This window comes from Vibrio sp. 10N.261.52.C2 (assembly GCF_041471425.1).
GTDB lineage: Bacteria > Pseudomonadota > Gammaproteobacteria > Enterobacterales > Vibrionaceae > Vibrio > Vibrio crassostreae_C.
The window spans coordinates 82484-89835 of sequence record NZ_JBFROH010000050.1 but is presented as its reverse complement, the minus strand read 5'-3'; the positions used below and the strand labels follow the sequence as shown (position 1 = coordinate 89835).

Below are 7352 nucleotides of genomic sequence, written 5' to 3'. Positions count from 1 at the left end.
GGTGTTGTAGCTAAAATCTTCGCTTAATAGCATTTAGATTTTTGCACTCTCTTCATTAGAAGAGCACGCATCTGAAAAGGGGAGCTTCGGCTTCCCTTTTGTTTTCTCAAAAGAAATATTACCTTCCATCTGTCTTCTTCCCTCTCGATACAAAACCAACTTCCAATAAATTGCGATTATTTTTCCAACACTACTTGCATACTAAAGTGTGATCTGTATAATGCATCGCACTGGCTAACGCTGGTTGTGAACCAATGAGCACTGAGGAGTAGGTCTTACCTAGTAATGTATACTCAGCTTATGTTCGCGGTTAATAAAAATAGTAAACTTCTTGTTTACTTCAAAAGTTAACTGACAATGCGTCCTAATTTTGGGTGCTACGGTTTCACATAAATCAATCGGCATTCTCTCGTTTTATCGGGTTTGAGTGGCGATATTGTTTGTGTAATTTTTAATAATTGGAGCTCTGTCTCATGCAGAACCAACGTATTCGTATCCGCCTTAAAGCGTTTGATTACAAGCTAATCGATGCTTCAACTGCGGAAATCGTTGAAACAGCAAAACGTACTGGCGCACAGGTTCGTGGTCCTATTCCACTTCCTACTCGTAAAGAGCGTTTCACTGTTCTTACCTCTCCACACGTCAACAAAGATGCACGTGATCAGTACGAAATCCGTACTCACAAGCGTTTGATCGACATCGTTGAGCCAACAGATAAAACTGTTGATGCTCTAATGCGTCTTGATCTTGCAGCTGGCGTTGATGTTCAAATCAGCCTAGGTTAAGGGAGATAAGAATAATGATTGGTCTAGTCGGACGTAAAGTGGGTATGACCCGCGTATTTACTGAAGAAGGCGTTTCTATCCCAGTAACTGTTGTTGAGGTTGAAGCGAACCGTATTTCTCAAGTTAAAACTCTTGAGACAGACGGCTACGCAGCAATCCAAGTAACTACTGGTGCTAAGAAAGCTAACCGTGTAACTAAACCTGAAGCTGGTCACTTCGCGAAAGCGGGTGTAGAAGCAGGTCGCGGTCTTTGGGAATTCCGTTTAGAAAACGGCGAAGAGTTTGAAGTTGGCGCTGAGCTAAACGTAGAACTTTTCAACGAAATTAAAAAAGTAGACGTTACTGGTACATCTAAAGGTAAAGGCTTCCAAGGCGCTATCAAGCGTTGGAATTTCTCTACTCAAGATATGACTCACGGTAACTCTTTGTCTCACCGCGCACCGGGTTCAATTGGCCAATGTCAAACTCCAGGCCGCGTGTTTAAAGGCAAGAAAATGGCAGGTCACATGGGTGCTGAGCGTGTAACGACTCAAAACCTAGAGATCGTACGTGTTGACGCTGAGCGCAATCTACTCCTTATTAAAGGTGCAGTACCGGGCTCAACAGGCGGAAACGTGATCGTAAAACCTGCTGTTAAAGCATAACGTCTAGGAGTAAGTAATGGAATTGATGGTTAAAGGTGCTGATGCACTAACTGTTTCCGAGACTACTTTCGGACGTGACTTCAACGAAGCTCTTGTACACCAAGTAGTTGTTGCATATGCAGCAGGTGCTCGTCAAGGTACTCGTGCTCAAAAGACTCGTTCTGAAGTATCTGGCGGTGGCGCTAAGCCATGGCGTCAAAAAGGTACTGGCCGCGCACGTGCTGGTACAATTCGTAGCCCAATCTGGCGTACAGGTGGTGTTACTTTTGCTGCGAAACCACAAGATCACAGCCAAAAAGTAAACAAAAAAATGTACCGCGGTGCTATGAAGAGCATTCTTTCTGAGCTAGTTCGTCAAGAGCGTTTAATCGTTGTTGATAACTTCTCTGTAGAAGCACCAAAAACAAAAGAACTTGTAGCTAAGCTTAAAGAGCTTGAGCTAAGCGACGTTCTGATTGTGACTGGCGAAGTAGATGAAAATCTATTCTTAGCTGCTCGTAACCTATACAAAGTAGATGCACGTGATGTTGCTGGTGTTGATCCAGTATCACTAATCGCTTTCGACAAGGTTCTAATGACTGCTGACGCAGTTAAGCAAGTTGAGGAGATGCTAGCATGATCACTGAAGAGCGTATCTTAAAAGTTCTACGTGCTCCGCACATCTCTGAAAAAGCAACTATGGCAGCTGAGAAAGCGAACACTATCGTTTTCAAAGTAGCTAAAGATGCAACTAAGAAAGAGATCAAAGCAGCTGTAGAAAAGCTATTTGAAGTTGAAGTTAAGTCTGTAAATACTCTTGTATTAAAGGGTAAGACCAAACGTCAAGGTATGCGTGAAGGCCGTCGTTCAGACGTTAAGAAAGCCTACGTTACTTTGAAAGAAGGTCAAGATCTTGACTTCGTTGGCGGCGCGGAATAACAGGAGTAGTAAAAATGGCTATTGTTAAATGTAAGCCGACTTCCCCTGGTCGTCGTCACGTCGTTAAAGTTGTTAACGCTGACCTACACAAGGGTAAGCCATACGCACCACTTCTAGAGAAAAACTCTAAGAACGGTGGTCGTAACAACAACGGTCGTATTACAGTACGTCACATCGGTGGTGGTCATAAGCACCATTACCGTGTAATTGACTTCAAACGTACTAAAGATGGCATCCCAGCGAAAGTTGAGCGTCTAGAATACGATCCAAACCGTAGTGCTAACATCGCTCTAGTTCTGTACGCAGACGGTGAGCGTCGTTACATCATTGCACCTAAAGGTGTTAACGCAGGCGACCAGATTCAATCTGGCGTAGATGCTGCAATCAAAGCAGGTAACACTCTGCCGATGCGCAACATCCCAGTAGGTTCTACTGTACACTGTGTTGAACTTAAGCCTGGTAAAGGTGCTCAACTAGCTCGTTCGGCTGGTGCTTATGCTCAAATCATCGCTCGCGATGGTGCATACGTAACTATCCGTCTACGTTCTGGTGAGATGCGCAAAGTTCTTTCTGAAGGTCGTGCAACGATCGGTGAAGTTGGTAACTCTGAGCATATGCTACGTGAACTTGGTAAAGCTGGTGCTTCACGCTGGCGCGGCGTACGTCCAACCGTACGTGGTGTAGTAATGAACCCGGTGGATCACCCACATGGTGGTGGTGAAGGCCGCACATCTGGTGGTCGTCACCCAGTTTCTCCTTGGGGCGTTCCTACTAAGGGCTTCAAGACTCGTAAGAACAAGCGCACTGACAAGTACATCGTACGTCGTCGCACTAAATAATTTATAAAGAGGAATCGCCATGCCACGTTCTCTCAAGAAAGGTCCTTTTATTGACCTACACTTGCTGAAGAAGGTAGAGAAAGCGGTGGAAAGCGGAGACAAAAAGCCTATTAAGACTTGGTCCCGTCGCTCAATGATCATCCCAACAATGATTGGTTTGACCATCGCTGTCCATAATGGTCGTCAGCACGTTCCAGTTTTCGTTACCGAAGAAATGATCGGTCACAAACTGGGCGAATTTGCACCAACTCGTACTTATCGCGGTCATGCTGCAGATAAGAAAGCTAAGAAGAAATAAGGAGTAGATGATGGAAGCTTTAGCTAAACATAACTTTGCTCGTATTTCTCCACAGAAAGCTCGCTTAGTTGCAGACCAAATTCGCGGTAAGTCGGTAGACCAAGCTCTAGAAATTCTAACTTTCAGCAACAAAAAAGCTGCTGTATTAGTTAAGAAGGTTCTTGAGTCAGCTATCGCTAACGCGGAACATAACGAAGGTGCAGATATCGACGATCTAAATGTCGCTAAAATCTTCGTAGATGAGGGCCCTATCATGAAGCGTATTATGCCTCGTGCTAAAGGTCGTGCGGATCGTATCTTGAAGCGTTCAAGCCACATCACTATTGTTGTAGCAGATCGCTAAAGACTAGGAGAGTAAGCAATGGGTCAGAAAGTACATCCTAATGGTATTCGTCTTGGCATCGTTAAGCCTTGGAATGCTACATGGTTTGCTAATACCAACGAATTCGCTGACAACCTAGACGGCGACTTCAAGGTACGTCAGTTCCTTACAAAGGAACTACAAAAAGCATCATTATCTCGTATCGTTATCGAGCGTCCAGCTAAGAGCATCCGTGTGACTATTCACACTGCTCGTCCTGGCGTTGTTATCGGTAAGAAAGGTGAAGACGTAGAGAAGCTACGCGCAGCTGTAGCTAAAATCGCAGGTGTACCAGCGCAAATTAACATCGCTGAAGTACGTAAGCCTGAGCTAGATGGTCAGCTTGTAGCTGATAGCATCGCGTCTCAACTAGAGCGTCGTGTTATGTTCCGTCGTGCAATGAAGCGTGCGGTACAAAATGCTATGCGTCTAGGCGCTAAAGGCATCAAAGTACAAGTAGGCGGCCGTCTTGGCGGTGCTGAAATCGCACGTTCTGAGTGGTACCGTGAAGGCCGTGTGCCTCTACACACTCTACGTGCAGACATTGATTACGCAACTTCTTCGGCTCACACTCAATACGGTGTGATCGGCATTAAAGTTTGGATCTTCAAAGGTGAGATTCTAGGCGGTATGCCAGCTGCTAACGCAGTAGAGCCAAAAGGCGATAAGCCTAAGAAGCAGCGTAAAGGCCGTAAGTAAGGAGTCGAACGATGCTACAACCAAAACGTACTAAGTTCCGCAAGGTTATGACTGGTCGTAACCGTGGTCTAGCTAAAGGTACTGAAGTAAGCTTCGGCGAATTCGGTCTTAAAGCTGTTGGCCGTGGTCGTCTGACTGCACGTCAAATCGAAGCGGCACGTCGTGCTATGACACGTCACATTAAGCGTCAAGGTCAAATCTGGATTCGTGTATTCCCAGACAAGCCAATTACTGAAAAGCCTCTTGAAGTTCGTCAAGGTAAAGGTAAAGGTTCAGTTGCGTACTGGGTTGCTCAAATCCAACCAGGCAAAGTTATGTACGAGATGAATGGCGTACCTGAAGAGTTGGCACGTGAAGCGTTCCGCCTAGCGGCACGTAAACTGCCTGTTAAAACTACTTTTGTAACTAAGCAGGTGATGTGATGAAAGCACAAGATCTACGCGAAAAGAACGTTGAAGAGCTTAACGCTGAGCTATTGAATTTGCTACGTGAACAGTTCAACTTGCGCATGCAAGCTGCAACTGGTCAACTTCAGCAAACTCATACTCTAAAAGCTGTACGCCGTGACATCGCACGTGTGAAAACTGTTTTGACTGAAAAGGCAGGCGCATAATGAGCGAAACTAACCGCATCCAGCAAGGCCGTGTAGTAAGCGACAAGATGGACAAGTCTATCGTTGTTGCTATTGAACGCACTGTAAAACACCCAATTTACGGTAAGTTCATCAAACGCACGACTAAAGTACACGCACACGACGAAGACAACACTTGTGGCCTAGGCGACAAAGTTGAAATCGCTGAGTGTCGTCCTCTGTCTAAGACTAAGTCTTGGACATTGGTTAAAGTTCTAGAAAAAGCGAAGATTTAATCTTTGTAATTCTATAACTTATAAGCGGCTCCAAATTATTTTTTGGAGCCGCTTGTTTTTTGTCTACCCAATTTAAAAAAAGGGTGGTACAATTCGCGTCCCTTTTAAAGAGGCAGCCCGACCCGAGAGGGTCTAGTTTTAATATTTAGCGGAGCACTAACAATGATCCAGATGCAAAGTACACTTGACGCAGCAGATAACTCTGGCGCGCGCAAGGTAATGTGTATTAAGGTTCTGGGTGGCTCTCACCGCCGTTATGCACATATCGGTGACGTCATCAAGGTTACAGTGAAGGAAGCGATTCCTCGCGGTAAAGTAAAGAAAGGTGATGTTCTGAAGGCGGTAGTAGTGCGCACCCGTAAAGGCGTTCGTCGCCCAGACGGTTCTGTCATTCGCTTCGACAGTAATGCTTGTGTATTGTTAAATGACACTACTGAGCAACCAGTCGGCACACGTATCTTTGGTCCTGTGACTCGTGAACTTCGTAACGCGAAATTCATGAAGATTGTATCACTAGCACCTGAAGTTCTGTAAGGAGCGGCAATATGGCAGCTAAAATCCGTCGTAATGACGAAGTAATCATTCTTGCTGGTAAAGATAAAGGCAAGAAAGGTAAAGTAACTAAGGTTCTGACAACTGGTAAAGTTATCGTTGAAGGCATCAACCTTGTTAAGAAACACCAAAAGCCGGTTCCGGCTCTAGGTCAACAAGGTGGCATCGTTGAACAAGAAGCAGCTATTGATGCTTCTAACGTTGCTGTTTTTAACGCGGCTACTGGTAAAGCAGACCGTATCGGTTTCCGTATCGAAGATGGCAAGAAAGTTCGTTTCTTCAAATCTAACGGCGAAACTGTTTCTAACTAATTAGAAGTAATTTGGAGTTCTACTATGGCGAAACTGCATGATTACTACAAGTCGTCTGTAGTCGCTGAGCTTACCAAAGAGTTCAGCTACACAAGCGTCATGCAAGTCCCTAGGATTGAGAAAATCACCCTAAATATGGGCGTTGGTGAAGCAATCAACGATAAGAAACTGCTAGAAAACGCAGCAGCTGATATGGCAACGATCTCTGGTCAAAAGCCACTTATCACTAAAGCGCGTAAATCTGTAGCTGGTTTCAAAATTCGTGAAGGCTACCCAATTGGTTGTAAAGTAACCTTGCGTGGTGAGCGCATGTGGGAATTTTTAGAGCGTTTAATCTCTATCGCACTTCCACGTGTACGTGATTTCCGTGGTGTTAGCGCTAAGTCTTTTGACGGTCGCGGTAACTACAGCATGGGCGTTCGCGAGCAAATCATCTTTCCGGAAATCGACTACGATAAAGTCGATCGTGTCCGCGGTCTTGATATCACTATCACGACTTCTGCGGGTTCCGATGAGGAAGGCCGAGCTCTGCTGGCTGCCTTTAACTTCCCATTCCGTAAGTAAGGGTAGGGTTACTGTTATGGCTAAACAATCAATGAAAGCACGTGAAGCTAAACGTGCAAAACTAGTAGCTAAGTTCGCTGAAAAGCGTTCTGCGCTAAAAGTTATCATTAGCGATGTAAACGCATCTGAAGAAGATCGTTGGAATGCGGTTCTTAAACTGCAATCTCTTCCACGTGATTCAAGTGCATCACGTCAGCGCAACCGTTGCAACCAAACTGGTCGTCCACACGGTTACCTACGTAAATTCGGTCTAAGCCGCATTAAGGTTCGTGAAGCTTGCATGAAAGGCGAGATTCCGGGTCTTCGTAAGGCTAGCTGGTAATTGCCACTTAATCATTTGGAGTAAATCTTATGAGCATGCAAGATCCGATTTCGGATATGCTGACCCGAGTTCGTAACGGTCAGGCAGCAAACAAAGTTGCTGTAAAAATGCCTTCTTCAAAGCTTAAAGTTGCAATTGCTGCATTACTTAAAGCTGAAGGTTACATCGTAGACTTCGCTGTTAACAGCGAAG

16 protein-coding genes are annotated in these 7352 nt (G+C 45.1%); all 16 read left to right on the top strand.

The features are described from left to right. Positions 1-473 precede the first annotated feature (473 nt). A complete protein-coding gene (gene rpsJ, locus AB4307_RS18375) occupies positions 474-785 on the top strand; it encodes a 30S ribosomal protein S10 (protein WP_004736761.1) in 312 nt (103 codons plus the stop codon). 14 nt (positions 786-799) lie between these two features. Further along, the gene (gene rplC, locus AB4307_RS18370; protein WP_004736763.1) at positions 800-1429 is read left to right on the top strand and encodes a 50S ribosomal protein L3; all 630 of its coding nucleotides are present in this window, start codon (positions 800-802) and stop codon (positions 1427-1429) included. Positions 1430-1445: 16 nt separating this feature from the next. Continuing rightward, on the top strand, positions 1446-2048 hold the full coding sequence (gene rplD / locus AB4307_RS18365) for a 50S ribosomal protein L4 (RefSeq protein ID WP_004738803.1): 603 nt from the start codon (positions 1446-1448) through the stop codon (positions 2046-2048). Then, positions 2045-2347, top strand: a complete 303-nt coding sequence (gene rplW, locus AB4307_RS18360; RefSeq protein ID WP_004736765.1) for a 50S ribosomal protein L23 — start codon at positions 2045-2047, stop codon at positions 2345-2347. The genes rplD and rplW overlap by 4 nt, the downstream gene beginning before the upstream one ends. A 14-nt stretch (positions 2348-2361) precedes the next feature. Further along, positions 2362-3186 (top strand): 50S ribosomal protein L2, encoded by an 825-nt coding sequence (gene rplB / locus AB4307_RS18355; RefSeq protein WP_010435149.1) that lies wholly within the window; start codon positions 2362-2364, stop codon positions 3184-3186. A 19-nt stretch (positions 3187-3205) separates the two neighbouring features. Then, complete coding sequence (rpsS, locus tag AB4307_RS18350) at positions 3206-3484, top strand: 30S ribosomal protein S19 (RefSeq protein WP_004736729.1); 279 nt, start codon at positions 3206-3208, stop codon at positions 3482-3484. Positions 3485-3494: 10 nt separating this feature from the next. Next, complete coding sequence (gene rplV, locus AB4307_RS18345; protein WP_004736732.1) at positions 3495-3827, top strand: 50S ribosomal protein L22; 333 nt, start codon at positions 3495-3497, stop codon at positions 3825-3827. A gap of 18 nt (positions 3828-3845) precedes the next feature. Continuing rightward, positions 3846-4544: a 30S ribosomal protein S3 gene (rpsC, locus tag AB4307_RS18340; RefSeq protein ID WP_004736734.1), complete on the top strand. Its 699-nt coding sequence runs from the start codon at positions 3846-3848 to the stop codon at positions 4542-4544. Between the two features lie 11 nt (positions 4545-4555). After that, positions 4556-4966 (top strand): 50S ribosomal protein L16, encoded by a 411-nt coding sequence (gene rplP / locus AB4307_RS18335; protein ID WP_004736736.1) that lies wholly within the window; start codon positions 4556-4558, stop codon positions 4964-4966. Continuing rightward, a complete protein-coding gene (gene rpmC / locus AB4307_RS18330; RefSeq protein WP_004736737.1) occupies positions 4966-5157 on the top strand; it encodes a 50S ribosomal protein L29 in 192 nt (63 codons plus the stop codon). The genes rplP and rpmC overlap by 1 nt, the downstream gene beginning before the upstream one ends. Beyond that, the gene (gene rpsQ, locus AB4307_RS18325) at positions 5157-5411 is read left to right on the top strand and encodes a 30S ribosomal protein S17 (RefSeq protein WP_004736739.1); all 255 of its coding nucleotides are present in this window, start codon (positions 5157-5159) and stop codon (positions 5409-5411) included. The genes rpmC and rpsQ overlap by 1 nt, the downstream gene beginning before the upstream one ends. Positions 5412-5573: 162 nt before the next feature. Continuing rightward, the gene (rplN, locus tag AB4307_RS18320; protein ID WP_004736740.1) at positions 5574-5945 is read left to right on the top strand and encodes a 50S ribosomal protein L14; all 372 of its coding nucleotides are present in this window, start codon (positions 5574-5576) and stop codon (positions 5943-5945) included. Between the two features lie 11 nt (positions 5946-5956). Further along, entirely contained in the window at positions 5957-6274 is a 318-nt protein-coding gene (gene rplX, locus AB4307_RS18315; RefSeq protein WP_004738792.1) for a 50S ribosomal protein L24, read from the top strand. Positions 6275-6298: 24 nt separating this feature from the next. Then, complete coding sequence (rplE, locus tag AB4307_RS18310) at positions 6299-6838, top strand: 50S ribosomal protein L5 (RefSeq protein ID WP_004738790.1); 540 nt, start codon at positions 6299-6301, stop codon at positions 6836-6838. A 16-nt stretch (positions 6839-6854) separates the two neighbouring features. Beyond that, complete coding sequence (rpsN, locus tag AB4307_RS18305) at positions 6855-7160, top strand: 30S ribosomal protein S14 (protein WP_004738789.1); 306 nt, start codon at positions 6855-6857, stop codon at positions 7158-7160. A 29-nt stretch (positions 7161-7189) separates the two neighbouring features. Continuing rightward, a partial coding sequence (gene rpsH / locus AB4307_RS18300; protein WP_136981977.1) for a 30S ribosomal protein S8 occupies positions 7190-7352 on the top strand: 163 nt, incomplete at its 3' end.

Excerpts from the sequence above, each read along its gene's own strand:
- rpsJ (WP_004736761.1), top strand. The coding sequence starts at position 474 with ATGCAGAACCAACGTATTCGTATCCGCCTTAAAGCGTTTGATTACAAG.
- rplC (WP_004736763.1), top strand. The coding sequence starts at position 800 with ATGATTGGTCTAGTCGGACGTAAAGTGGGTATGACCCGCGTATTTACT.
- rplD (WP_004738803.1), top strand. The coding sequence starts at position 1,446 with ATGGAATTGATGGTTAAAGGTGCTGATGCACTAACTGTTTCCGAGACT.
- rplW (WP_004736765.1), top strand. The coding sequence starts at position 2,045 with ATGATCACTGAAGAGCGTATCTTAAAAGTTCTACGTGCTCCGCACATC.
- rplB (WP_010435149.1), top strand. The coding sequence starts at position 2,362 with ATGGCTATTGTTAAATGTAAGCCGACTTCCCCTGGTCGTCGTCACGTC.
- rpsS (WP_004736729.1), top strand. The coding sequence starts at position 3,206 with ATGCCACGTTCTCTCAAGAAAGGTCCTTTTATTGACCTACACTTGCTG.
- rplV (WP_004736732.1), top strand. The coding sequence starts at position 3,495 with ATGGAAGCTTTAGCTAAACATAACTTTGCTCGTATTTCTCCACAGAAA.
- rpsC (WP_004736734.1), top strand. The coding sequence starts at position 3,846 with ATGGGTCAGAAAGTACATCCTAATGGTATTCGTCTTGGCATCGTTAAG.
- rplP (WP_004736736.1), top strand. The coding sequence starts at position 4,556 with ATGCTACAACCAAAACGTACTAAGTTCCGCAAGGTTATGACTGGTCGT.
- rpmC (WP_004736737.1), top strand. The coding sequence starts at position 4,966 with ATGAAAGCACAAGATCTACGCGAAAAGAACGTTGAAGAGCTTAACGCT.
- rpsQ (WP_004736739.1), top strand. The coding sequence starts at position 5,157 with ATGAGCGAAACTAACCGCATCCAGCAAGGCCGTGTAGTAAGCGACAAG.
- rplN (WP_004736740.1), top strand. The coding sequence starts at position 5,574 with ATGATCCAGATGCAAAGTACACTTGACGCAGCAGATAACTCTGGCGCG.
- rplX (WP_004738792.1), top strand. The coding sequence starts at position 5,957 with ATGGCAGCTAAAATCCGTCGTAATGACGAAGTAATCATTCTTGCTGGT.
- rplE (WP_004738790.1), top strand. The coding sequence starts at position 6,299 with ATGGCGAAACTGCATGATTACTACAAGTCGTCTGTAGTCGCTGAGCTT.
- rpsN (WP_004738789.1), top strand. The coding sequence starts at position 6,855 with ATGGCTAAACAATCAATGAAAGCACGTGAAGCTAAACGTGCAAAACTA.